Consider the following 22,508-nt stretch of genomic DNA (forward strand, 5'->3'; position numbering starts at 1 on the left):
GAAGCCGGGCACCGCCCCGGGGAGCCGGCTCCCGCAGCGCCGCGCCCACCCGATCTGGGTTAGCGTCGTAACCATGGGGACCGTCCGGCGGATCCTCCGCCTCGTGCCGGTACTCGCCGTGATCCTCGGCGTGCTCTGCCTCGTCGCCGCGACGGGCTCCGGGGCGCGCGCCACGGGCGGGCTCGACGCGGCCGCGGCGGCCCTGCGCGACGGCGGTCCCGTGTACGTCGCCCCCCGGGCGCGGGACGTGCTGTCGCCGGGCGACGCGGACACCCTCGCCGGGCGCATCGAGAAGGCCGACCGGCCGGTCTTCGTCGCCGTCCTCCCGGACACCGCGGAGTTCCCCGCCGCCACGCTGCTGAAGGACCTGCGGACCAAGGTCGGCATCACCGGTGTGTACGTCGTGGCCCTCGGCGACCGCTTCGACGCGGGGGCGGACCCCGCCGTGATGCCGCACAACGCCGTCGAGAACCTGGCCGGGGCCGTACGGCGCTCCGACCCCGGCGACCCCGCGGCGATGGTCACCGGCTTCGTGGACGAGGCGCTGCCGCAGGCGCGCGGCCACGCCCCGGCGTCCTGGGGCGACGACTCCGTCGGCGTCGGCTCGGGCAGCGGCGGCGCCGGGCTCCTCGTCGCGCTCGGCGTCCTGGTCGTCGCCGGCGGCGGCGGGGCCGTCCTGCTGTCGCGACGCGCCAAGCGGCGCCGCGAGGCGCAGGACAGGGCCCGGTTGGACGAGCTGCGCCCGGTGGTGGACGAGGACATCACCGCCTTCGGCGAGGAGCTGAGCCGGATCGGCTTCGACCCGGGCGGCGCGACGGCCGACGACGCCATGCGCGAGGACTACACGCGCGCCCTGGACGCCTACGACACCGCGAAGACCGCGATGGACCGGGCGCGTTCCGCGGAGGACGTGCGGCCGGTCAGCAGCGCCCTGGAGGAGGGGCGCTTCGCGCTCGCCACCCTGGAGGCGCGCATCGAGGGCAGGCCGCTGCCCGAGCGCCGCCCGCCGTGCTTCTTCGACCCCCGGCACGGCCCCTCGGTCCAGGACGTGCCGTGGACCCCCGAGAGCGGCGGGGCCGAGCGGACCGTTCCGGTGTGCGCGGCCGACGCCGCCCGGCTCGCGGACGGCCTGGAACCCATGGCCCGCCAGGTCGGCACGCCTCGCGGCCCCCGCCCGTACTGGGAGGCGGGCCCGGCCTACGCCCCCTGGGCCCAGGGCTACTTCGGCGGCGGGATGCTGCCTGGGATCCTCGTCGGGACGCTGCTCGGCAGCTCCCTCGGCGGCCCCGGCCCGTACGCCTACGGCGGTGCCGGGCCGGACCAGCAGGGCGGCGACTACTCGGGCGCGGACTTCGACCCCGGCGACTTCGGTGGGGGTTTCGGCGACGGGGGTGGCTTTGGCGACGGCGGAGGTTTCGGCGACGGCGGGGGGTTCGGGAGCAGCTGAGTCCGGTCGTCGTGTGCGGGTGCGTTGCGCCTGAGGCGGGCGTCCACCCGCCCGCCCGATTGCCCGGCGCGGTCAGTGCGGGTCTCGCACCGTGTGCCTGGGTCGGTGCCGCGCCGGGACACGTCCTCAACGCTCGCGGTTTACCCCCACATCATTCGGCGCCGGGTTCGCCGCTCGTCTCCCCCAGCCTTCGGCCGGGGGAGACGAGCGGAGCACGCGGCGCCGAATGACGTAGACCAGCGCCGCGAGCGCCGAGGTGGGGGTCCCCCCGGCCGAAGGCTGGGGGCGTGCCCCGGCGCGGCACCGACCCCATACGTACGCAGCGGGGCGGTCACTGACCGCGCCGGGCAATCGGGAGGGCGGCGGGGAAACCCCCAACCGCAACCACAACGCACCCGCACGCGGCGACACGGCCCGGCGCGGCCTACGCGGACAAGGCGGCGCCGCCCGCCTCGTCGGCCTCGAGGACGCAGGCCGAGGCGAGCTCGTCCAGGGAGATGTCCAGGGCCGCGGCGAGGGCGGCCACGGTGAAGAAGGCGGGGGTCGGGGCGCGACCGGTCTCGATCTTGCGCAGGGTCTCGGCGGAGACGCCCGCCGCCGCCGCGACCTCGACCATGCTGCGGTCGCCGCGGGCCCGGCGCAGCAGCGTGCCGAAGCGCTCGCCGCGCTGCCGTTCCCAGGGGGTCAAAGGAGTTCGCACCATGCCCGTGATACTAATACCGGTATAAGAATTGGGTACACCCAGGGAACGGAAAGAGGAGCCACGGACATGGTGGAGATCAAGACGGATGCCGCGCTGGCGGCCATGCGGGAGGCCGGCCGCGTCGTGGCGCACGCGCTGGCCGCCGCCCGTGAGGCGGCGCGCGTCGGCGTGTCGCTGCGGGAACTGGACGAGGCGGCCCGGGCCGTCCTGGACGCGGCGGGCGCGCGGTCGCCGTTCCTCGGCTACCGGCCGTCGTTCGCGCCCACGCCCTTCCCCGCGGTGCTCTGCACCTCCGTCAACGACGCGCTCGTGCACGGCATCCCCACCGACTACCGGCTGCGGGACGGCGACCTGGTGAGCGTCGACTGCGGCGCCGAACTGGACGGCTGGACCGGCGACGCCGCGATCAGCTTCACCGTGGGCACGCCCCGCCCCGCGGACGTCCGGCTCATCGACGCCACCCGGCGGGCGCTCGACGCCGGGATCGCCGCGGCCACCGTCGGCAACCGCATCGGCGACATCTCGCACGCCATCGGCACCGTCGCCCGCGAGGCCCGGTGCGGCATGCCCGCGGACTTCGGCGGCCACGGCATCGGCCGCCGGATGCACGAGGATCCCCATGTGCCCAACCAGGGCCGGCCCGGCCGTGGTTACCCGCTGCGGCACGGGCTCGCCCTGGCCATCGAGCCGATGCTGATGGCTGGGGGACGCGGCGGCTACCGCACGGCCTCCGACGGCTGGACGCTGCACACCGAGGACGGCAGCCGGGCCGCCCACTTCGAGCACACCGTCGCCGTCACGGAGGAGGGTCCGCGCATCCTCACCGCGCCGTGACCTGGTCCTCCAGTGCCGAGCGCAGCCAGGTGTGGGAGGCGCCCGGGGTCGGCTGCCCGGGGCCCCGCAGCTCGCCCACGAGCTGCCAGTAGCGGTCGATGCGGGGCTCCACGGCCAGCATGCCGCTCAGCCGGCGGCGGAAGCGGGGGGTGTCCCGCGCGCCGAACGACCGCGCGTGGGCGGTGACGAAGCAGTCGAGCGCCTCGCCCGCGCCCGGCGCGCGTCCGGCCAGGACGTCCGGCGCGGCCAGTTCGTAGGCCTCGTACAGCCCCTCGTACAGGACGGCCGGACGGGGGCCCGCGTCGGGGCGGTGCGCCGCGAGCCGGTGCACGGCGCCGGGCGGGCAGGAGGCCGAGGTGAAGGCGTGCAGCCGTGCGAAGGCCAGCACCTGCGCCGGGCTCGGCTCGTCCGGCGGTTGCGGCACGGCGAGTTCGACGACCCGGGCCAGCACCGGGGCGGGCAGCCGCGCGGGCTGCAGCCAGCGGCGCCAGAAACGGGCCATCGGGTCCGTGCTGGGTGGTACGGGGACGGCTCCGACGAGCTCCAGCCGCTCGGCGCGTTCCTCGGCGGTGCAGTCCCGCAGCAGTCGCAGGGCGGCCTCCCGCCAGCGCAGCGCGGCCAGTTGGGAGCCGAGGGTCCGCAAGTGGCCCGCGACGACGTCCTCCAGGGCGTCCTCCCGCTCAAGGGCCCGCCCCACGTCCGGCACCGGCAGGTCCAGGGCGCGCAGGGAGCGGATCAGGCGCAGCCGGGTGAGCGCCTCGGGGGCGTAGCGGCGGTGGCCACCCGCGCTGCGGCCGGACTCCGGCAGCAGTCCGCGGTCGGAGTAGAAACGGACGGTCTTGACGGAGACACCGGCCCGCTCGGCGAGCTCCCCGATGCTCAACGTGCTGTCGGCTTCCACCGCTTGAACCTCCCTCAGGGGGAGCTCCTACCGTACCGGCGAGTGCGGACGGCCGGGACGGCCGCTCCGCGGACCACCGCGTGCGGGGAGGCACACATGACCGTGTTCGTACTCGTTCCCGAGGCCCACACGGGCGGCTGGGTGTGGGAGGACGTCGCCGGCCGGCTGCGCGGGGCGGGCGCCGGAGCCCACCCGGTGACCCTCACCGGCATGGCCGGCTCAGGCCGCCCGGCCGGGCCCGGCACCGTACTGGAGACCCATGTCGAGGACGTCCTGCGGGTCGTCGACTCCCTGGACGCGACGGACGTGGTGCTCGTCGGCCACGGCTACGGCATCCACCCGGTCGTCGCCGCCGCCGACCGGCGGCCCGGCCGCATCGCCCGCGTCGTCCACCTGGACGCGGGCATGCCCCGGGACGGCGACCCGCCGCTGGCGCTCCTGCCCGACCAGGAACTGCGCGCCCGGCTCTCGGCCCCGGCCGCCCCGGGCGACGACGAGTGGCGCGTCGCACCTCCCGGGCCCGGGGCGTGGGAGCGCTGGGGCAGTACGGCCGGCGTGCCCGCCGCGGCGCTGGCCCGGCTCGCCGCCGACGCCGCACCCCAGCCGGCCGGGACGCTCACCCGGCCGCTGCGCCTGTCGGGGGTGGCCGCCGCCCTGCCGGCGACCGGTGTCCTGTGCACCGGCAACGGTTCGAGCATCGCCATGGTGGAGGGACTGGTGGCCCTGGGGCACCCCGAATTCCAGGCGCTCACGGACCCCCGCGTCGGCTTCTTCGAACTCGCCACCGGCCACTGGCCGATGCTCTCCGCACCCGGCGAACTCGCCGGCGTCCTGCTGAGGGCCGCCGCCGGGGAGGGCCACCGGATCGCCGCGACGGACGAACCACCGGCGCACCTGCGGCCGTTCCTCCTCGACGTGCCCGAACGGGCCCGTGAGCGCCGCGGACGGACCGACCTGTACCTCCCGGACGGCGGTGGCGGACCCCGCCCGGCCGTGGTCTTCGTGCACGGCGGCCCGGTGCCGGCCGGCGCGCGGCCCACCCCGCGCGACTGGCCGGCCTTCGTCGGGTACAGCCGCCTCGCGGCGGCTCTCGGAGCGGTCGGCGCGACGGTCGACCACCGGCTGCACGAACTCGGTGACTTCCCGCGCGCCGCCGGGGACCTCGCCGAGGCGGTGGAGCTCGTCCGCGCCGATCCGCGGGTCGACGCCGGCCGGGTCGCGCTGTGGTTCTTCTCCGCCGGCGGGCTGCTGTCCGCGGACTGGCTGGCGGCGCCCCCGCCGTGGCTGCGCTGCGTCGCGGCCACCTACCCCGTCCTCGCGCCGCTGCCCAACTGGGGCCTGGCCGCATCCCGTTTCCGGCCGGTGGCCGCGCTGCACGGCGCGAGCACGCCGCCGGTCGTCCTGACCCGGGTGGGACGGGAGCGGCCGGAGATCGCGGTGACCGTCGAGGAGTTCCTCTCCGCGGCCAAGGACGCCGGGGCGGACGTGGAGGTCGTCGACGTCCCCGACGGCGGCCACGGCTTCGAGACGACCGACCACGGCGCGCAGGCGCGCGGCGCCGTGGAGCACGCGATGCGCACCGTCCTCGGGCACCTGCGGGGCTGAGGCTCAGACCCCGGCGGGCAGCCGGGACGGGGGTACGGCCAGCACCGGGCAGGCCGCGTGCGCGACGCAGTAGCGGGCGACCGAACCGCGCAGCGCACGCGGCAGCAGGCCGCGCGACCCCGTGCCGACGACCAGCAGGTCCTCGCTGCGCGCGGCCGCCTTCACCAGCACGTACCCGGCGGGCCCGCGCGCCGTCACGGCGCGGAAGTCCGGCATCCCGGGCAGGGCGCCGGCGTCGAAGGCCTCCTCCAGCGCGACGTTCAGGCGTTGCCGCGCCTCCTGCTCCCAGTCGAAGCGCCGCGGCGGAAGCGGCACCCGGCGGTAGGTGAACTCCTCGGGGGGCGGCTCCCACGCCAGGACCGCCAGCAGTCCCGCGGACCGGGACCGGGCCTCCGCGACCGCCCGGTGCAGCGCGGCCAGACTGCCGGGGGAACCGCTCAGGCCGACGACCACCCGCCGGCCCCCGCCCGCTGTGCCCCCGTACGGCGACTCGATCACGGACTGCCTCATTTCTCGACGTACGACGAAGGACCACGCGACCGGCCGCACCGAAGCGACCTGTCAGCCCGTCCCGGACGCATCGATCACCGCTCGTGCCGTGCTGCCGTCGATCCGCTCGCCGAGCCGCCCGAGCACCGCGGACCCCTCGCGGAGCGTGCCGGCGGTACGGGAGCGCCGCACGTCCGCCTCCAGCCGATGCCACAGCAGCGGATTTGCCTCCAGGACGCGGGGATCCAGCTCCAGCCACCGGCCGTGGGCGTCCCACAGGACCAGATGCCGTGACACACCGGCGGACTGGCGGACCACGGTCAGCGCGTCGATCCGCACCCGCCGCTCCCGCAGCGTGCCGCGCACCGCCAGCCACCCGTCGCCCGCGGTCACCCGGGCCCGGTGGAGCAGCGCGAGCACGATCAGGGCCAGGACCAGCCACAGTGCCGCGCGCCGCGGGGTGAGCGTCCCCGCGACCGCGTCGAGCGGTACCGCCAGGCACAGGAAGGCGACCGCGCACCCCAGCGCGCGCCGCAGGTCGGCGCGCCAATGGCGGTCACCGACGATGCCCTGCTGCCCGGGCCGGGGAGCCGTTCGCCGTTCCATGGGGCCGACCGTAGGCAGGGCGGCGGCCGCCGGGCGTGGCCCTGACGGCCCCTTGACGAGCGCCGGTCCGGTCTTTGCGCACCCCTGACGGACGGGGGCTCAGCCGACGTGAACGCGGGGCCTGCGGCTGCGGTCGGGCTCGGCCTCGCGCAGCACCTCGCGGGTGACCGGGGCGACCTCGCCCTGCCCGAAGAGGAAGAAGCGCAGGAAGTTGGCGAAGGGGGTGCCCTCGGTCCACTCGAAGTAGATGTGCGGACGCTGCCCGGTGGTGTCGCGGACGTGCAGCAGGAAGGCCGCCAGCGCGTTGGGGATGGAGGAGCTCTCCAGGGTCAGGACGCGGTAGCGGTCGTGGAGGACCTCGCCGCGGACCACCAGGCCCGCCTCGAACTCGGACGGGTCGGCGACGGTCACCTCGACGAAGACGAAGTCCTCCTCGGCCGGCAGGTCGTTGTCGGACCGGATCTGCTTGATCTTGTCCCGGTACTCGGCGGCGTCCCGCCGGTCGGGCTCGTTGGCGATGAAGCGGATCGTGCGGTGGGAGATGTCCCGTACGAAGCGCTCGGCCATGTCGTCGGTGGTGATGCCGGTGATGCGCAGTTCGAAGGCGCGGGCGAGCCGCGACAGCAGGGAGATCAGCATGATGCCGACGATGAAGCAGGCACCGATCTTGACGCCGTCCGGGCGCTCGAAGACGTTGACGACCGTGGTGTAGAGGAAGACGGCCGAGATCACCCCGAAGGCGATCGTCCAGTTGCGCTGCCCCGCCTTGCGGGCGGCGATGGTCACCGCGATCGCCGCGGAGGAGATGAGCACCAGGACACCGGTCGCGTACGCGCCGCCCTGGGCGTCGACGTTGGCGTCGAAGATCCAGGTGACCAGGAACGCGACCAGGGTGAAGACCAGCACCATCGGCCGCACCGCGCGCGCCCAGTGCGGCGCCATGCCGTAGCGCGGCAGGTAGCGCGGCATGAGGTTGAGGAGGCCGGCCATCGCCGAGGCGCCGGCGAACCACAGGATGCAGATCGTCGACACGTCGTAGACGGTGCCGAAGGCGTTGCCCAGGTACTCGTGCGCGAGGTAGGCCAGCGCGCGGCCGTTGGCCTGGCCGCCGGCCTCGAACTCGTCGGCGGGGATCAGCAGCGTGGTGATGAAGCTGGTGGTGATCAGGAAACAGCTCATGATCACGGCGGCCGTGGTCAGCAGCTTCTTCGTGTCCCGGATCCGCCCGGCGGGACGCTCCTCGGTGTCGGACGGGTCACCCTTGACGTGCGGCATCACCGCCACACCGGTCTCGAAGCCCGACAGGCCCAGCGCCAGCTTGGGGAAGACCAGCAGCGCCACCCCGACCATCACCAGGACGTTGCCGTGCTGCGTGGTCAGGGCGTTCGACCAGTCGGTTACCACGTGCCCGGCGGTGGCCACGTGCCACAGGCCGACGACCACGACGACCACGTTGAGCGCCAGGTAGAGGCCCACGAGGGCGACCGCGACGCCGATCGCCTCCAGGAAGCCCTTCATGAAGACCGCGCCGAGCAGCGCGACCAGCAGCAGCGTGATGAGCATCTGCTTCCCGTGCAGCGCCTCGGTCAGGTGCGGGTTCTCCACCAGGTGAGTGGAGGCGTCGGCCGCGGACAAGGTGATGGTGATCAGGAAGTCCGTCGCCGCGAAGCCCAGCAGCGTCAGGACGAAGAGCTTGCCCTTCCAGAACGACAGCAGCCGCTCCAGCATGGCGATCGAGCCCTCGCCGCGGGGGCTCTCCTCGGCCACCCGGCGGTACACGGGCAGGGCGCCGGCGAGCGTGACGATCACCAGCACGATGGTGGCCACCGGCGAGAGCAGGCCCGCCGCCAGCGCCGCGATGCCGGGCTGGTAGCCCAGGGTGGAGAAGTAGTCGACACCCGTCAGGCACATCACCCGCCACCAGCGCTGGCCGTGGTCGTGCCATTCCGGGACCGCCTGCCCGCCTTGCTGGTGCCGGGCCATGTCCGACAGGCCCTCGAGCATCCACGCGCGCAGCCGACTCGTAGGGACGGGGGAGGTCATCGATGCTCCTGACGTGCTGCCACTGGTTCCCGCCACCACGAGATGGCCTGGTCAGCGTACGCATCGGTCGGCGCCCGATGTCCCGTACCGCCGCTTCGCGCCGTTAAGATTCCGTCAAGAGTGGGGGTTACGTCCCTGACGCGCCCTTTACGCCCGCCGGCCCGGTCAGGACATGGGCACGAGGACGTCATGGTGCGGTCCGCCCAGGACGACCTTGAGCGCTCCGGTGTCGGCCGCCGCCGCGAAGACGTCGTAGGCCTCCGCCGTCTCGTGCAGTTCGAAGGTGTGCGTGACGAACGCGCCGGTGGGCAGCTTCCGCGCCTCCAGCAGGCGCAGCAGGGTGGGCGTGGAGTACGTGTCGACCAGGCCCGTGGTGATGGTGACGTTGCGGTTCCACAGCTGCTCCAGGTGGAGCGTGACCGGTCGGCCGTGCACCCCCGCGTTCGCCACCCGGCCGCCCGGCCGGACCATCCGCGTGCACATCTCGAAGGTCTCCGGCAGCCCCACGGCCTCGATCACCACGTCCGCGCCGAGCCCTCCGGTGAGGTCGTCGACCAGCTGCTCGGGCTGCTCGCCCGCCGTGACCACGGCGTCCGCGCCCAGGTTCTTCGCCGCCTGCAGGCGCGCCGCGGCCAGGTCGACGGCGATCACCGTGTGCGGGGAGCACAGCTGGGCCGTGGCGACGGCGGCCAGGCCGATCGGACCGCAGCCGACCACCACGACCGTGTCCCCGGGCCGGACCCCGCCGTTGAGCACGCCCACCTCGTAGGCGGTGGGGAAGATGTCGGAGAGCAGGACGGCGTCGTGCCCGCCCACGTTGTGCGGCAGCGGGTGCAGGGAGGTGTCGGCGTACGGTACGCGCACGTACTCCGCCTGCGTGCCGTCGATCAGGTGCCCGAGCACCCAGCCGCCGCCGTCCAGGCACTGCCCGTAGGCCTGCTCACGGCAGAACCGGCAGCGTCCGCACCCGGATACGCAACTGACCAGCACCCGGTCGCCGGGCTGGAGGGCGTCCACCTCCGCGCCGGTCTCGACGACCTCGCCCACGGCCTCGTGGCCGAGCACCGTACCGGGAGCGACGTCCGGCACGTCGCCCTTGAGGATGTGCAGGTCGGTGCCGCAGATCGCTGCGGTGTCGACGCGGACGATGGCGTCCCTCGCGTCCTGGAGGACCGGGTCGGCCACCTCCTGCCAGGCGGCCCGTCCCGGACCCTGGAAGACCCATGCCTTCATGGCGTTCCGCTCCTTCGGGCTGAGGTGTGTCCCCCCTACCAGCGTGGGCGCGGCGGGCGGCCCTCGCATCCGGCGCCGGGACCGCCCGTCACACCCGGTTCGGCGTCAGATCGAAACGCACGTCGACGACGCCCTCGACGGACCGCACCAGGCGGTCAGCCACCGGCACCAGGGAGCGGTCCCCGAGCAGCCCGCTGAGGGTGACGACCCCTTCCTCGACGTCGACCTCGAGGGACCGCCACGCGCCGGGGAACAGCCGTGCGACCACGTTCTCCCGGACGTCGCGGGCGATGTCCTCGTCGGACCGCAGGAAGACCTTCAGCAGGTCGCCCCGGCTGACCACGCCCTTGAGCATGCCCCGGGCGTCGACGACCGGCAGCCGCTTGACCTGGTGCCGCGCCATGGCGCGGGCCGCCTGCGCGAGCGAGGCGTCGGCGCGCACGGTGACCGCGGGCGCGGTCATCAACTGCTCGGCGGTGAGCGCGGCCGCCCTGCCCGACGCGCCGACCCCGCCCACCGGGCGCGGCCCGTCCACGCGGTGCTCCTCCTTGCGCAGCAGGTCGGCCTCGGAGACGACGCCCACCACGTGCGTCCCGTCCTCCACCACCGGTACCGCGCTGACGTGCCACTGTTCCAGGGCCCGCACGATCTCCTTGAACGACGCGCGGCGGGTGACCGCGACGACCCTGCACGTCATCACGTCGCCCACCGTCATCGGCTGCCGGACGGCGTTCATGGCGGCCTCCTGAACCCGGGACGCGTCCCCTGGTCCCAGTCTCGGCCGGTGCGGCGGCGTGCGCACGGTCCGGCCGGGACCCGCTCACCCCGCGAGGGTGAGCGGCACCGTGTCGAGGACGACCCGGCGGCCGTCCTCGGCGGACAGCACGTACGCCGTGAGGGTGCCCGGCCCACCGGCCGCGCGGTAGGGCACGGTCACGTCGAAGGTGCCCCGGGTGCCGCTGCCCGAGGTGGCCGCCACCCGTAGGTCGGCGACCGTGCGGCCGGCCCCGTCGGAGATCCGCAGCCGGAACTCCGCCTCGAAGGTGTCGGCCGTGCCGTGGACGCGCAGCGGGGCGGTGACGGTGTCGCCGAGGAGCGGTGACTCCACGAGGACGGCGGGGGAGAGCTCCTCGAAGTCGGTGCGGCCGACGGGCGGGCCGGTGGCGACCGTGCCGAGTCCGGCCGGCGGCCCGCCGTCCACGCGCAGGCGCACCTTCTCGACGCCGGGGAACGCCGTCGCGGTGAACACCACCTGGGCGAGCCGGGCTTCCACGGGTGTGCCGGGGACGGCGTCGTCGTAGCGGCCCGAGAGGTCGACGGTGGCGACGCGGTCCTGTACGGCCAGCGATCGCAGCGCCGTCCCTGACGGGATCGCCGTCGCCCGGCCGTGACCGCGCTCGAAGCCGTTCGGGCCGGCGAGCAGGGCCCGCAGGGCCGCGGCGGCGGTCGCCGGGCCGGTCACCGTGCGCGGCGCAGCCGACAGTTTGCCCTCGTGCAGGAAGTAGACGGCCGCGTGGACCCGGCGGGGCGTCGCCGTGGTGGATGCCGATGCCGATGCCGATGCCGACGCCGACGCGGTCGGGTCAGGCGACCCGCCGCCCGGCGTGGCCGGCGCAGTGCCGGGTTCGCCGGATGCGGCGGTCCGGGAGGGGGCCCCGGAGGCCTCCCGGCCGGAGCCGCCGCAGGCGGACAGCAGGGCGAGGAGCACGAGCGCGGCGGCGAGCGCCCGCGCGGGGCGTGCGGCGGCGGGCCGGGCACCGTCCATGTGGATCCTCCCCTCCGGCATGCGCACAGAGTGCCCGCTCCCGCCCGCGTACGCCATCACCCGGGAGGGTCAGCTACCGGGTACGACCCCTGCGGGGCGGCGGAACAGCGCCGCCCAGAGGAAGTCCTCACCGAAGCACGCGGAATCGGCCGGCTCACCGCGCATGCGGCGCAGCTCGACCTCCGCCAGTCCGGAGAAGATCCGGCGCAGCGCCTCCGGGCTGTAGGCCAGGCCGCCGTGCAGCCGGGACTCGCGGTAGAAGTCCGCGTCGTCGAGCTCGGACCCCATGGCGCCGGCGGCGAAGCACGTCAGCGCCAGATGCCCGCCGGGTGCCAGGACCCCGTCCAGCAGCGCGAGGTAGCTGATGCGCCGGTGCGGCGGCAGATGGTGGAAGCAACCCGAGTCGTGGACCAGGTCGTACGGGCCGCGCAGAACCGTCCCGGCCAGGGCGAAGGCGTCACCGCGGTGGAACCGCACGGCCGCACCGGCCTCGCGGGCCCGCTCCTGCGCCCAGGCGATCGCGGCGGGGGAGAGGTCGACCGCGTCCACCGTGAACCCCCGTGCGGCCAGGTACCGCGCGTTGCGTCCCGGACCGCACCCGAGGTCGAGGACCCGGCCGCCCGGCGCGATCAGGCCCCGGTCGAGCCACTCCACGAGGTTCTCGTCCGGCTTGTCCACGAAGAACGGCACCGGCCGGGACCGGTCCGCGTAGAACGCGTCCCACCAGTCGGCGGCCCCTTCCGTCCAGCGGTCGGCCCCCGCCGCGAACAGGTCGTCCAAGAGCCTCAGCACGTCGTCGACGTCACGGATACCACGGTCCATCAGATCCCCTTTCCCGATGGGGAGACGCTAGGGCTCGCAGCCTCGAAAGCCCAGCTCAGCCCGGGTGCCCCAACCGCCCGTACGCCCGCCTCCCCCACCCCGGCACCACCCCCGGGCCGCCCTTGCCCGCGCCCCCTCCGCGAGTCCGCCCGCAACCCCTCCGGCGCCCGCCCCGGCCCCTTTCCCGGGCGCGCCAGGGACGGTTTCCCGACGGATTTCCCAGCCGCCGGCACGAGGGGCCCGAGTGGGGTCACTGCCCCAAGGTCGCCGCGTGGTCCGGGACGTAGGTCTGCAGGTCGCGGGGCGGGCGCTGGTAGCCGGTCGACTCGGGGCGGGGCGGGAGTTCGATGGCGGGGAGGGGGACCTCCTCGTAGGGGATGCCGGCGAGCAGGTGGGCGATCATGTTGATGCGGGCCGCGCGCTTGTCGTCGCTGCCCACGACGTACCAGGGGGCCTCGGGGATGTCGGTGTGCACGAACATCTGGTCCTTGGCGCGGGAGTACGCCTCCCAGCGGGTGATGGACTCCAGGTCCATCCCCGACAGCTTCCAGCGCCGGGTCGGGTCTTCCAGGCGGGTCCGGAACCGCTGCTCCTGCACGGCGTCGCTGACCGAGAACCAGTACTTGCGCAGGATGATGCCGTCCTCGATCAGCAGCCGTTCGAAGATCGGGCACTGGTGCAGGAAGCGCACGTGCTCCTCGGGGGTGCAGAAGCCCATCACGTGCTCCACACCGGCGCGGTTGTACCAGCTCCGGTCGAACAGCACGATCTCCCCGCCGGCCGGCAGATGGTCGACGTAGCGCTGGAAGTACCACTGGGTGCGCTCGCGTTCGGTCGGGGCGGGGAGCGCCGCGATGCGCGCGATGCGGGGGTTGAGGTGTTCCGTCACCCGCTTGATCGTGCTGCCCTTGCCGGCCGCGTCGCGTCCCTCGAAGACGATGACGAGCCTGTGCCCGCCGGCCCGGACCCACTCCTGCAGCTTGACCAACTCGACCTGCAGCCGCAGCAGTTCCCGCTCGTACATGCCGCGCGGCAGGCGGTCCTGGCGCTTGTTGTCACCCATGCCCCGGTGCCCTCGCTTCCGTAGGACGCCCACGGTACGGGTCCCCGGGCGGGCCCCGGGGGAGGCTCAGCCGAGCGGGCCGGTGCCGCCCGGGCCGCCGACGGCGTGACCGGGGGCGGTCGCCGGGAACGGGAGCCAGGGGCCGCGGGCGTGACCGCGGCCGTGGGCGTGCGGGTGCGGAACCGTGGCGAAGGGGGGCAGCAGTTCGGCGTCGTCCGCGCGCTGCGGGGCGGTCCGGGGGGTGGCCGCCGCCGGGGGCTCGGCCGCTTCGGCGACCGGGGAGGCGGGGGCGTACGGGGTGTCCGTCGTGGGTGCCGCGGTCGGGGACGGGGTGGACGCCGGCGGCGTGGGGTCCGGCGTCTGCGTCGGGGGCAGCGTGGTCGGCGGCGGGGTGGTCGGCGGCGGGGTGGGCGTCGCCGGCGGGGTGGCGGTGTGGCTGGGCTTGGGGGTCGGCGTGCTCGCGGGGGGCTTCGGCTGGGCCGGCCCGGTGTGGGCGGGCTTCGGCGTGGTCTTCACCGGCTTGGGCTTCTTGGCCTTGGCCTTCACCTTCGCCTTGGGCGGGGCCGATCCCTTCGAGGGCGTCGTGCCGGCACCCTTCGTCTCCTTCGCCTCCGGTGCCGCGTCACGCCGGCCGCTGTCGGCGTCGACCAGGCCGTGCTCCGGCTGCTCGGACGCGCTCGGCAGGATCGAGGTGACGTGGACCTTGGACGAGCCGGACGAGCGGTCCGCCCCGGCGCCGTCCGAGCCGGACTGCTGGAGTGCCCACGCGGTGCCGCCGAAGGCCGCGGCGGAGGCGACAGCCGCGGCGGACAGCTTGAGCCGCAGGGAACGCCCGCGGCGGTGCTTGGCCTGGTTGCGCATGTGAGACGAGGACCCTTTCAGCTAGCCCCCGCCCGGAATGCCGGCTGCCGCGCTGCGCGGCCGGGGCCGGATACGTCAGGACTCTGCGGGAGCATTCCCGCGGGCGCAAGGGCCTGACCTGCACAGTCGCCGGAAGCGGAGCGAGTGATTCCGAAAAGCCGCAGGTCATGGCCACGATGAACGGCACAAATCGGGGCATGTGACATCGCCCACGTCGCTCACGGGACGGAAGTCCCGCAGTGGTGCACAGGGGATCTTTCCTCCCCTGTCGGACATCGTTGACGGTCCCCACCGCGCGTGGTGCCGGGGCCCGTCGACGCGGAGATCCACCGGCTTGCATACTCGGGAGCGCCGTTCGGCAACCGACGGCACCACACCACCCCGCGGAGGCATGGACGTGGAGTACACGAAACTCGGCAGCACCGGTCTGGACGTCTCCCGGATCTGCCTGGGCTGCATGAGCTACGGCACACCCGAGCGCGGCAGCCACCCGTGGACGCTGGACGAGGACGCCGCCCGCCCCCTGATACGCGGCGCCGTCGAGGCCGGCATCACGTTCTTCGACACCGCCAACGTCTACTCCGACGGCACCAGCGAGGAGATCGTCGGCCGGGCCCTCGCCGAGTACGCGTCCCGCGAGGAGATCGTGCTGGCCACCAAGGTGAACGGCCGCATGCGCCCCGGCCCGAACGGGGCGGGCCTGTCGCGCAAGGCCGTGCTCACCGAGATCGACGCGAGCCTGCGCCGCCTCGGGACGGACTACGTGGACCTGTACATCATCCACCGCTGGGACCCGCACACCCCCGTCGAGGAGACGATGGAGGCCCTGCACGACGTGGTGAAGTCGGGCAAGGCGCGGTACATCGGTGCGTCCTCCATGTACGCCTGGCAGTTCTCCAAGGCCCAGTACACGGCGGAGCGCCACGGCTGGACGAAGTTCGTCAGCATGCAGAACCACTACAACCTCCTCCACCGCGAGGAGGAGCGCGAGATGCTGCCGCTCTGCGCGGACCAGGGCGTCGGCGTCACACCCTGGAGCCCGCTCGCCCGGGGGCGGCTGACCCGTGACTGGGACGCCGTCAGCGCCCGGCAGGAGACCGATGAGTTCGGCGGCACCCTCTACCTCGAGGAGGACCGCGTGATCGTCGAGGCCGTCGCGACCATCGCGGCACGGCGCGGACTGTCGCGGGCCCAGATCGCCCTGGCGTGGCTGCTGGGCAAGCCCGGGGTCACGGCGCCGATCGTGGGCGTCGGCAAGGAGGCGCACCTGCGGGACGCCGTCGCCGCGCTGGACGTGCGCCTCACCGAGGAGGAGCTGAAGGAACTGGAGAGCCCCTACCGGCCGCACGGCGTCGTGGGCTTCTCCTGAGCCGCCACCGTGCCGCCGTCAAGGCGTGATGTTCTGGTTGAGGTGGAACAGGTTCCCGGGGTCGTACGTCCGCTTGACCTCGACGAGCCGGTCGTAGTTGCCCTTGTAGTTGGCCCGGATCCGCCCCTGGTCGTCCCCGGCCATGAAGTTGACGTACCCGCCCTCCTCCGAGAGCGGCGCCAGGGCGCGGTAGTAGTCGCGCACCCAGGCCACGTTGGCCTCGTTGGCCGCGGGATCCGGCCACATGCCGGCGATCACGGTGGCGAAGGACGCGTCGCGGTAGGCGAAGGCGGTCGCGTCCGCGGGGACGCGGTGGCAGGCGCCGTCGATCGGGTAGATGTGCACGGTCGAGTTCACGGCGGGCAGGCCGGGCGCGTGCTCGAGGTGCGCGGCGATGGCCTCGTCGGTCAGCTCGGTGACGAAGTTGGCCTTCCAGTAGTGCTGGAGGCCGGGCGGCACGAGGCCGTCGAAGGCGGTGTTGAGCGCCGGGTACGGCATCGGGCCGATGTGCTCGGCGACGACCGGCGCCATGTCGTGGAAGGGCCGCAGCGCCCGCTCGCCCTCGTCGAGCGGGCCGGCCCAGCAGCTCACGGTGGCGACGTGGACCCTGCCGTGCCGCTCCGGCGGGATGAAGGGCAGGGGCGGGGCGATCTGGAACGCCGGGAAGCTGCCCAGCTGTTCGGGGGCGTCGGCGATGACCTCGCGGTAGGCGCGCAGCACACTGCCGGCGTCCTGGAGGTCGTAGAAGACGGGGCCGCCGTAGATGTCCTTGACCGGGCTGAGCCGGAACTGGAACGAGGTGACCACGCCGAAGTTGCCGCCACCGCCGCGCAGCGCCCAGAAGAGGTCGTCGTACTCCTTCTCGCTGGCGACGAGGAAGCGCCCGTCCGCGGTGACGACGTCCGCCGAGATCAGGTTGTCGCAGCTGAGTCCGAGGCCCCGGCTGAGATAGCCGATGCCGCCGCCGAGGGTGAGGCCGCCGACGCCGGTGGTGGAGATGATGCCGCCGGTGGTGGCCAGCCCGAAGGCGTACGTCGCGGCGTTGACGTCGCCCCAGGTGGCGCCGCCCTCCGCGCGGGCGGCGCGTGATCCGGGGTCGACGCGGACGGAGCGCATCGCGGAGAGGTCCGCCACGACTCCGTCGTCGCAGGTGCCGAAGCCCGGTACGGAGTGGCCGCCGCCGCGCACGGCCAGGTCGAGCCCGTTCTCCCGGGCGTAGTCCACCGCGGCGATGACGTCGCCGGCGTTGGCGCAGCGCACGATGACGGCCGGCCGCCGGTCGATCATGGCGTTGTGAACCTGCCGTGACCCGTCGTAGGCGTCCTCGTCCGCGGTGATCACCGCCCCGCGCACGCGCTCCCGCAGCTGGTCGATTGAGGGCTTGCCCATGGCCGACGCTCCTCGTGCGCTGACGACGCAAGCCCGCCCGGGGGCGGGGCCCGCCTGGGGCCGGCGGTGCGGTTCGGCGCGACGCGCACCTTCCCCCCCGGGCCCGCCCGCCACCGGCACCGGCCTGATTCCACGCTACGCCGACGGGGCCGGGCCTCAACCCGGGGCCGTGGCCGGGCCGTGCGAGGGATGTTGGTCTAGACCTTGACAGGTATAGGCCAATCCGGTTCATTGCTGAGTGCGACACGCAACTCCCCCCACACAAGGAGCAGTTACGGTGATGCGACGTACCCTCGCCGCCCTGACCACCCTCACGGCCGCCGCCGGACTGGCGGTGGCGCTCCCCGCCGGCACGGCCTCCGCCGCGACCTGCGCCACGCCGTGGAGCGCCGGCGCCGTCTACACCGGCGGCATGACCGCCTCCTACAGCGGCCACAACTGGCAGGCCAAGTGGTGGACGCAGGGCGAGACCCCGGGCACCACCGGCGAATGGGGCGTCTGGGCCGACCAGGGCACCTGCGGCGGCGGCACGACCGACCCGGGCAACCCCGGCAACCCCTCCGGGTTCGTGGTCAGCGAGGCCCAGTTCAACCAGATGTTCCCGGGCCGGAACTCCTTCTACAGCTACAGCGGCCTGGTCGCCGCCCTCTCCGCGTACCCCGGCTTCGCCAAGACCGGGAGCGACACCGTGAAGAAGCAGGAGGCCGCCGCCTTCCTCGCCAACATCGCCCACGAGACCGGCGGACTGGTCTACATCGTCGAGCAGAACACCGCCAACTACCCCCACTACTGCGACACGAGCCAGCCCTACGGCTGCCCCGCCGGCCAGTCCGCCTACTACGGCCGCGGCCCGATCCAGCTCAGCTGGAACTTCAACTACAAGGCGGCCGGCGACGCCCTCGGCATCGACCTGCTCCACAACCCCTGGCTCGTCGAGCAGGACGCCGCCGTGGCCTGGAAGACCGGCCTCTGGTACTGGAACACCCAGAGCGGCCCCGGCACCATGACCCCGCACAACGCCATGGTGAACCAGGCAGGCTTCGGCCAGACGATCCGCTCCATCAACGGGTCCCTGGAGTGCGACGGCCGCAACCCGGCGCAGGTGCAGAGCCGCGTCAACAATTACCAGCGCTTCACCCAGATCCTGGGCGTCGCCCCGGGCGGCAACCTCACCTGCTGAACGCCTCGCCTGCGCGCAGCGGAACGTGCACCGTTGAACGGTGCATGGCGCCGCCTCCCCCCCGAGCGGCGGCCCGGGGGGAGGCCGCCGCTCGGGGTGCGGAACCCGTCGTGGAGCATGCCGATCCCCGTGACATCGCTGCTCAAGGCGGTCGTGGGGGCGCATGGCGGCCTGTCCCGCCGCGCGCGCCAACCTCAGATTTCCGCCTGATTCCCGGACGGCGGCAACCCGTCGTTCACGGGTTCGTCGCCGTGGGACGGCTTGCTGGGAGCGAAGTTATCTAGACAACTTTGCCCACCCGAACGCCGCCGCGGCGGCGCCGGGGCGGAGAGGACCCAACACCGTGCCATCCCTCTCACAGGTCGCCGCATCCGGGAGCAGCGTCGCGCTCGACTCCACGACGGCTCCGCAACGCGGCGACAAACTCACCTTCACCTGGTCGACGGACGCGCCCGACCCCAAGAACTGGATCGGCGTCTACGACGGGGACCGCCAGCCGGGCAGCGGCAGCGGCTCGCTGGTGTGGACGTACGTCATCGGAACCTCGGGGAGGACGACCCTCGACACCTCCGGGCTGAGCGGCGGCCCGTACACCGTCTACCTGCTGGCCAAGGACGGCTACGGCATTCTCGCCAAGACCGAGCCGTTCACCTTCGCCGGCCCGCCCACCGGCGACCTCGTCGAGCTGCGGACCCCCAAGCCGTTCGAGGGCGACAAGGTCTCCTTCCACTGGACGACGGACGCGCCCGACCCCAAGAACTGGATCGGCGTCTACGACGGCGACCGGGTCCCCGGCAACGGCGCCTCCCTCGCCTGGGAGTACACCCCCGCGGCGTCCGGCGACATCAGCATCGACACCTCCGGGCTGAGCGGCGGGCCGTACACGGCCTACCTGCTGGCCAAGGACGGCTACGGCATCCTGGCCCGCACCGCGCCCTTCAGCTTCGTGCCGCGTCCGGTCATCCCGCGCCCGCACGCGGTCGTGGACGCCGTCACCACCGCCGAGCAGACGGCGGGCACTTCCTTCTCCGTCGCGCTCGGCGGCCTGTGGATCAGGCCCGAGGGCAATGCCGAGGGCAGCGCGACCTTCAGGCGCGCCGGCGGCGACCCGTGGCTGACCGTCGCAGCGGACGGCACCGTCAGCGGCAAGGCCCCGGCCCTCGCGCCGCGCGCCCCCGGCCGGCTGGTCGTCGCCGTCACCGACAGCGCCGTCGGCGGCGACACCGTCACCGTCCAGGTGCCGGTGCGCGCGAGCAGGGACCGGCTGACGCTGAAGGTCGCCACGCTCAACCTGTGGGACGCGGGCAGCCACGTCGACGGCGCGCTGGAGAAGCAGCTGCGGCTGGTGCTGACCCAGGGCCTCGACGCCGTCGCGCTCCAGGAGTGCGGTGACGACGGCGCCCAGCGGCTCGCCGCCGCGCTCGGCTGGCACGTGCACCAGGTCGGCGGCCTCGGCATCGTGAGCCGCCATCCGCTCACCGGCACCGTCGCCCCCACCGCCTCGCTGCCGGCCGCCGCCGCGACGCTGCGGCTGCCCGGCGACCGCACCGTACGGCTGTGGACGGCACAGCTGGACGAGGCCGGCTACGGGCCGTACGCGGTGCTCGCGGGCCGCACGGCCGCGCAGGTCGAGGCGGCGGAGAAGGGCACCGCACGCTACCGGCAGACGCAGGCGCTGGTGGCCGCGATGCGCCGCGACATCGCCTCCCGCGGTCCCGTCGTGCTCGCCGCCGGCCTCGCCTCGCCGTCGCACCGCGACTGGACGAGCCGGACCTCGTCCGCGCACGGGGGAGCCGGCCGGCTCCGCTGGCCCGTCACCGAGGCCCTGGAGGACGCCGGCCTCACCGACGCCTTCCGCGCCGATCACTCCAGCCCCGTGAAGGACCCCGGCACCACCTGGTCACCCGTCAGGCCGCGGCGCGAGGACGGCGGCGCGGAGCCCCAGGACCGCATCGACCAGGTCCAGTACGCGGGCCCGCTCAAGGTCGTCGAGGCGCACACCCTGGTCACCGGCTGGCCCCGGCCCGTCCCGGACACCGCAGGCAACGGCTGGCCCTCCGACCACGCCGCCGCCGTCGTCACCTTCTCCCTGTCCGCCCGCGGCTGACCCCGAACGACTTAAGGAACCTTCCCCATGACCGAGTTCAGCCGCCGCGCATTCATCGGCACCGCCGCGGGAGCCGCCGCAGCCGTCGGGCTCCCCGGCACGGCCGAGGCCGCCGGGAACGGCCCGCGGCACGGCAGCATCGACGACGTCAAGCACGTGGTGATCCTGATGCAGGAGAACCGCAGCTTCGACCACTACTTCGGCACCCTCAGCGGCGTACGGGGCTTCGGCGACCGCCAGGCGGCCGTGCTGTCCAACGGCGACCCGGTGTTCCGCCAGCCTGCCCGCGGACGCGAGGAGGGCCACCTCCTGCCGTTCCGCATGGACACCACCAAGTACAACGCCCAGAACGCCGGCGGCCTCCCGCACGACTGGGACAGCGGCCACTCGGCCGTCAACAACGGCGCCATGGACAAGTGGGTGTCCGCCAAGGGCGAGCGCACCATGGGCTACTTCACCCGCGAGGACATCCCCTACCAGTACGCGCTCGCCGACGCCTTCACCCTCTGCGACGGATACTTCTGCTCGCTCAACGGCCCCACCGACCCCAACCGCCTCTACCTGTGGACCGGCACCGCGGGCCCCGGCGTCGACGGCACCACCGGCCCGTGGACCGACAACACCCCGGTCACCGACAACCCGGTGGCGGACTGGACGACGTACGCCGAGCGGCTGGAGGACGCGGGCGTCACCTGGCGCGTCTACCACAACCCGGACGGTTCGGACGACCGCAACGGCGACTACGACGACAACGCCCTGTCGTACTTCAAGCAGTTCCACGAGTTCCCCAAGGACGACCCGCGCTACGTCAACGCCATGACGAAGTTCGACCTGACGGCGTTCGACAAGCACTGCAAGGACGGCACGCTGCCCACCGTCTCCTGGCTGGTGGCGCCGTACCTGTTCTGCGAGCACCCCGCGGCCAGCCCCGACTACGGCGCCCACTGGGTCAACACCGCGCTGCAGTCGTTGTTCTCCAACCCCGACGTGTGGAAGCACACCGTCTTCCTGCTCATGTACGACGAGAACGACGGCTACTTCGACCACGTCATCCCGCCGTTCCCCGAGCCGGGCACCAAGGACGAGTTCGCTAACGGCAAGGCCATCGGCCTGGGCAGCCGGGTGCCGCTGTGGGTCGTGTCGCCGTGGTCGCGCGGCGGCTGGGCCAACTCCCAGGTGTTCGACCACACCTCGGTGCTGCGCTTCCTCGAACGCGTCACCGGGGTGAAGGAGCCCAACATCTCGGACTGGCGGCGCACCGTCTGCGGCGACCTCACCAGCTGCTTCGACTTCACCAAACCCGACTACAGCATCCCCGCGCTGCCGGACACCGTCGCGCTGATGGCCAAGGCGGACGCCAGCAACGCGCTGCCCGCGGTGAAGGTGCCCGACCGTTCGGCCATGCCGCAGCAGGAGGAGGGGCGGCGGCCGCACCGCCCGCTGCCGTACCGGCCGTGGGCCGACGTGACCGTCGACCGCGACAAGGGCAAGGTCACCTGCAGGCTGACCAACGACGGCACCGTCGGCTACCACTTCACCGTGCTGCCCAACACGGCGCTGCCCTTCACCGGCACGCCGTTCACGGTCCCGCCGCGCTCGTCGCGCACGTACGTGTGGGACGCGGCGGACACCGACGGCCGCTACGACTTCTCCGTGCACGGCGCCGACGGCTTCGTCCGCCGTTTCTCCGGGACGGTCGTCCCCGACGGCCAGGACGACGTCGCCGTGCCGGGGGTCGCGGCCACCCTGCGGCACGACGGGCGCCCGGAGAACGCGGCCGTCGAGTTCTACCTGCGCAACGACGGCGGCACCGAGGTGGCCTTCACGCTCACGCCGAACGACTTCGCCGGCAAGGAGCAGACCGTGTGGGTCAAGGCGGGCGACCGCACCCGGGTGACCTGGCGGACCGACGGCGGCCGCTACGACGTGACCGTCACCGCGGGCACCGGGACCCGCTTCGTCCAGCGGTACGCGGGAACCGTCCACTCCGCGTGAGGCACGCCGGAGGGGACGGGAGGCGGGGGTCGGGGGACCGGGGACGGGCCGGCGCCCGTCCCCTCCGGGTAGGGTCGGGGGAACCGCCCGCAGGGG

The 22,508-nt window shown here is 73.8% G+C and carries 19 protein-coding genes; 7 read left to right on the top strand and 12 right to left on the bottom strand.

Going from position 1 to position 22,508, the window contains the following annotated elements; translation table 11 throughout:
- Positions 1–73 precede the first annotated feature (73 nt).
- Positions 74–1,447 carry a hypothetical protein gene (locus ACFYYN_RS37070; protein ID WP_500549247.1) on the top strand — a complete coding sequence of 458 codons (1,374 nt, stop codon included), beginning with the start codon at positions 74–76 and terminating at the stop codon, positions 1,445–1,447.
- 424 nt (positions 1,448–1,871) lie between these two features.
- Here ACFYYN_RS37070 and ACFYYN_RS37075 read toward each other — a convergent pair whose 3' ends face one another.
- Positions 1,872–2,150, bottom strand: coding sequence for a helix-turn-helix domain-containing protein (locus tag ACFYYN_RS37075; protein WP_500549248.1), 279 nt, complete (start codon positions 2,148–2,150; stop codon positions 1,872–1,874).
- A gap of 66 nt (positions 2,151–2,216) precedes the next feature.
- Here ACFYYN_RS37075 and map point away from each other — a divergent pair, with 66 nt between their 5' ends.
- Positions 2,217–2,984, top strand: a complete 768-nt coding sequence (gene map, locus ACFYYN_RS37080) for a type I methionyl aminopeptidase (protein ID WP_500549249.1) — start codon at positions 2,217–2,219, stop codon at positions 2,982–2,984.
- Here map and ACFYYN_RS37085 read toward each other — a convergent pair.
- On the bottom strand, positions 2,971–3,885 hold the full coding sequence (locus ACFYYN_RS37085; protein WP_500358695.1) for a helix-turn-helix domain-containing protein: 915 nt from the start codon (positions 3,883–3,885) through the stop codon (positions 2,971–2,973). The two genes, map and ACFYYN_RS37085, sit on opposite strands and share 14 nt — an antisense overlap.
- A 96-nt stretch (positions 3,886–3,981) precedes the next feature.
- Here ACFYYN_RS37085 and ACFYYN_RS37090 point away from each other — a divergent pair, with 96 nt between their 5' ends.
- The gene (locus tag ACFYYN_RS37090) at positions 3,982–5,490 is read left to right on the top strand and encodes an alpha/beta hydrolase (protein ID WP_500549250.1); all 1,509 of its coding nucleotides are present in this window, start codon (positions 3,982–3,984) and stop codon (positions 5,488–5,490) included.
- 3 nt (positions 5,491–5,493) lie between these two features.
- Here ACFYYN_RS37090 and ACFYYN_RS37095 read toward each other — a convergent pair whose 3' ends face one another.
- The 9 genes from ACFYYN_RS37095 to ACFYYN_RS37135 form a co-directional block, all read right to left on the bottom strand.
- Entirely contained in the window at positions 5,494–5,988 is a 495-nt protein-coding gene (locus ACFYYN_RS37095) for a universal stress protein (protein WP_500549251.1), read from the bottom strand.
- Positions 5,989–6,051: 63 nt separating this feature from the next.
- A complete protein-coding gene (locus ACFYYN_RS37100; RefSeq protein WP_500549252.1) occupies positions 6,052–6,585 on the bottom strand; it encodes a hypothetical protein in 534 nt (177 codons plus the stop codon).
- A gap of 99 nt (positions 6,586–6,684) precedes the next feature.
- Complete coding sequence (locus ACFYYN_RS37105) at positions 6,685–8,628, bottom strand: APC family permease (RefSeq protein WP_500549253.1); 1,944 nt, start codon at positions 8,626–8,628, stop codon at positions 6,685–6,687.
- Positions 8,629–8,793: 165 nt separating this feature from the next.
- A complete protein-coding gene (locus ACFYYN_RS37110) occupies positions 8,794–9,861 on the bottom strand; it encodes a zinc-dependent alcohol dehydrogenase family protein (RefSeq protein ID WP_500549254.1) in 1,068 nt (355 codons plus the stop codon).
- 88 nt (positions 9,862–9,949) lie between these two features.
- The gene (locus tag ACFYYN_RS37115; protein WP_500549255.1) at positions 9,950–10,597 is read right to left on the bottom strand and encodes a CBS domain-containing protein; all 648 of its coding nucleotides are present in this window, start codon (positions 10,595–10,597) and stop codon (positions 9,950–9,952) included.
- 84 nt (positions 10,598–10,681) lie between these two features.
- On the bottom strand, positions 10,682–11,647 hold the full coding sequence (locus ACFYYN_RS37120) for a GerMN domain-containing protein (RefSeq protein ID WP_500549256.1): 966 nt from the start codon (positions 11,645–11,647) through the stop codon (positions 10,682–10,684).
- A 48-nt stretch (positions 11,648–11,695) separates the two neighbouring features.
- Positions 11,696–12,448 carry a class I SAM-dependent methyltransferase gene (locus ACFYYN_RS37125; RefSeq protein WP_500549257.1) on the bottom strand — a complete coding sequence of 251 codons (753 nt, stop codon included), beginning with the start codon at positions 12,446–12,448 and terminating at the stop codon, positions 11,696–11,698.
- A 250-nt stretch (positions 12,449–12,698) separates the two neighbouring features.
- Positions 12,699–13,511: a polyphosphate kinase 2 gene (gene ppk2, locus ACFYYN_RS37130; protein WP_500549258.1), complete on the bottom strand. Its 813-nt coding sequence runs from the start codon at positions 13,509–13,511 to the stop codon at positions 12,699–12,701.
- A gap of 66 nt (positions 13,512–13,577) precedes the next feature.
- On the bottom strand, positions 13,578–14,372 hold the full coding sequence (locus ACFYYN_RS37135; RefSeq protein ID WP_500549259.1) for a hypothetical protein: 795 nt from the start codon (positions 14,370–14,372) through the stop codon (positions 13,578–13,580).
- A 397-nt stretch (positions 14,373–14,769) separates the two neighbouring features.
- Here ACFYYN_RS37135 and ACFYYN_RS37140 point away from each other — a divergent pair, with 397 nt between their 5' ends.
- Complete coding sequence (locus tag ACFYYN_RS37140; protein WP_500337359.1) at positions 14,770–15,741, top strand: aldo/keto reductase; 972 nt, start codon at positions 14,770–14,772, stop codon at positions 15,739–15,741.
- Positions 15,742–15,759: 18 nt separating this feature from the next.
- Here ACFYYN_RS37140 and ACFYYN_RS37145 read toward each other — a convergent pair whose 3' ends face one another.
- A complete protein-coding gene (locus ACFYYN_RS37145) occupies positions 15,760–17,130 on the bottom strand; it encodes an FAD-binding oxidoreductase (protein WP_500549260.1) in 1,371 nt (456 codons plus the stop codon).
- Between the two features lie 280 nt (positions 17,131–17,410).
- On the opposite strand from ACFYYN_RS37145, the gene ACFYYN_RS37150 reads away from it, so the two are divergent.
- The 3 genes from ACFYYN_RS37150 (at position 17,411) to ACFYYN_RS37160 (ending at position 22,412) form a co-directional block, all read left to right on the top strand.
- The gene (locus ACFYYN_RS37150; RefSeq protein WP_500326311.1) at positions 17,411–18,310 is read left to right on the top strand and encodes a glycoside hydrolase family 19 protein; all 900 of its coding nucleotides are present in this window, start codon (positions 17,411–17,413) and stop codon (positions 18,308–18,310) included.
- 343 nt (positions 18,311–18,653) lie between these two features.
- A complete protein-coding gene (locus tag ACFYYN_RS37155; protein WP_500549261.1) occupies positions 18,654–20,417 on the top strand; it encodes an endonuclease/exonuclease/phosphatase family protein in 1,764 nt (587 codons plus the stop codon).
- Positions 20,418–20,444: 27 nt separating this feature from the next.
- Positions 20,445–22,412 carry a phosphocholine-specific phospholipase C gene (locus ACFYYN_RS37160; RefSeq protein ID WP_500549262.1) on the top strand — a complete coding sequence of 656 codons (1,968 nt, stop codon included), beginning with the start codon at positions 20,445–20,447 and terminating at the stop codon, positions 22,410–22,412.
- The last annotated feature ends 96 nt before the right edge of the window (positions 22,413–22,508 follow it).

Origin of the sequence: Streptomyces sp. NPDC001902, assembly GCF_042891295.1 — a bacterium.
In the GTDB taxonomy this organism is placed as follows: domain Bacteria; phylum Actinomycetota; class Actinomycetes; order Streptomycetales; family Streptomycetaceae; genus Actinacidiphila.

Coding starts and splice junctions, on each gene's coding strand:
- ACFYYN_RS37070 (WP_500549247.1), top strand. CDS start 74: ATGGGGACCGTCCGGCGGATCCTCCGCCTCGTGCCGGTACTCGCCGTG.
- ACFYYN_RS37075 (WP_500549248.1), bottom strand. CDS start 2,150: ATGGTGCGAACTCCTTTGACCCCCTGGGAACGGCAGCGCGGCGAGCGC.
- map (WP_500549249.1), top strand. CDS start 2,217: ATGGTGGAGATCAAGACGGATGCCGCGCTGGCGGCCATGCGGGAGGCC.
- ACFYYN_RS37090 (WP_500549250.1), top strand. CDS start 3,982: ATGACCGTGTTCGTACTCGTTCCCGAGGCCCACACGGGCGGCTGGGTG.
- ACFYYN_RS37100 (WP_500549252.1), bottom strand. CDS start 6,585: ATGGAACGGCGAACGGCTCCCCGGCCCGGGCAGCAGGGCATCGTCGGT.
- ACFYYN_RS37105 (WP_500549253.1), bottom strand. CDS start 8,628: ATGACCTCCCCCGTCCCTACGAGTCGGCTGCGCGCGTGGATGCTCGAG.
- ACFYYN_RS37110 (WP_500549254.1), bottom strand. CDS start 9,861: ATGAAGGCATGGGTCTTCCAGGGTCCGGGACGGGCCGCCTGGCAGGAG.
- ACFYYN_RS37115 (WP_500549255.1), bottom strand. CDS start 10,597: ATGAACGCCGTCCGGCAGCCGATGACGGTGGGCGACGTGATGACGTGC.
- ACFYYN_RS37120 (WP_500549256.1), bottom strand. CDS start 11,647: ATGCCGGAGGGGAGGATCCACATGGACGGTGCCCGGCCCGCCGCCGCA.
- ACFYYN_RS37125 (WP_500549257.1), bottom strand. CDS start 12,448: ATGGACCGTGGTATCCGTGACGTCGACGACGTGCTGAGGCTCTTGGAC.
- ppk2 (WP_500549258.1), bottom strand. CDS start 13,511: ATGGGTGACAACAAGCGCCAGGACCGCCTGCCGCGCGGCATGTACGAG.
- ACFYYN_RS37135 (WP_500549259.1), bottom strand. CDS start 14,372: ATGCGCAACCAGGCCAAGCACCGCCGCGGGCGTTCCCTGCGGCTCAAG.
- ACFYYN_RS37145 (WP_500549260.1), bottom strand. CDS start 17,130: ATGGGCAAGCCCTCAATCGACCAGCTGCGGGAGCGCGTGCGCGGGGCG.
- ACFYYN_RS37150 (WP_500326311.1), top strand. CDS start 17,411: ATGCGACGTACCCTCGCCGCCCTGACCACCCTCACGGCCGCCGCCGGA.
- ACFYYN_RS37160 (WP_500549262.1), top strand. CDS start 20,445: ATGACCGAGTTCAGCCGCCGCGCATTCATCGGCACCGCCGCGGGAGCC.